Here is an 877-nt window from a genome sequence, read left to right as displayed (position 1 = left end):
TAAACAATAATTTAGCGGCTTAATCCTTGAGCTTGTGATATTGCTTTTTCCAAGCTCTTGACGGTTTTTTACAAATACAATCCACAGAGGAAAAAGCACAGACATTTGGTAATCCATTGTTTCCACATATATCTGGATTGTTTGCTCTGCAACCGTAGGTTTGCAGTTCGGTATCTTGTGGATTAAGTGGTGCATTAAATGGTATTGAGAGGTCTTTCTTATTCATAATCCACCTCCGACATATCAATTTCACCACTCATAAGTTTGGGAAGTAGCGAATCTCTTGTTTCAGCAAGTTTCTTGTTCTCTATTCGATTTGAGATAATCAAGTCATAAATTGGCTGAAGCAACGCTCCAATTCGGTTATAGTCAGTTTCATTTGGTATGAGGACTTCTGCTTTTGCAAGTTCATCACGCTTGATGTGACCCATTGTTGTTGCTTTATCAGCAGCAACGGCAATAAAGCGGTCAAGGTGATGTTTTGTCCAAGCATAATAAAACCACTTATCATAATTGCTTGATGAAACCTTGAATAGATGTTGGTTCAAACCACAAATACCGCCACACCAAAAGTCAACAAGCAGACTACCTGACCAAGAAAAGATTACATCGCCATCGTGAATGATATAGTCGCTTTTAATGCTTGGAGAACAAAACTCGCTGTTATCATCACAACAACCTTGACGAAGCTCTTTGATTTTTAAGACGGGAATACCTATCTCGTTAGCAGATGGACGGTATTTTTGCATAGCAAGACCGTTAAGATAGTCTGCAATGTCTATAAGGCTTGCCTGTTTCCAACCATCAGGCAATGACTGCAATGATAAAAACTCATTTTCAAAGATTGCCTGAGCTTGCTGCTCTAAATTATTGTTTA

2 protein-coding genes are annotated in these 877 nt (G+C 38.5%); both read right to left on the bottom strand.

Annotation, left to right across the window (positions count from 1 at the left end; translation table 11 throughout):
* Window positions 1-19: 19 nt before the first annotated feature.
* The gene (locus tag CAGA_RS12495) at window positions 20-226 is read right to left on the bottom strand and encodes a hypothetical protein (RefSeq protein ID WP_135661205.1); all 207 of its coding nucleotides are present in this window, start codon (window positions 224-226) and stop codon (window positions 20-22) included.
* Window positions 219-877: restriction endonuclease subunit S (locus CAGA_RS12490; RefSeq protein WP_207669588.1), on the bottom strand; the 659-nt coding region annotated here is incomplete at its 5' end. The genes CAGA_RS12495 and CAGA_RS12490, both read right to left, overlap by 8 nt.

It is taken from the genome of Caproiciproducens galactitolivorans, from assembly GCF_004768785.1.
Classification (GTDB): domain Bacteria; phylum Bacillota; class Clostridia; order Oscillospirales; family Acutalibacteraceae; genus Caproiciproducens; species Caproiciproducens galactitolivorans.
This window is presented reverse-complemented; position numbering and strand designations above follow the sequence as displayed.

Coding starts and splice junctions, on each gene's coding strand:
- CAGA_RS12495 (WP_135661205.1), bottom strand. CDS start 226: ATGAATAAGAAAGACCTCTCAATACCATTTAATGCACCACTTAATCCA.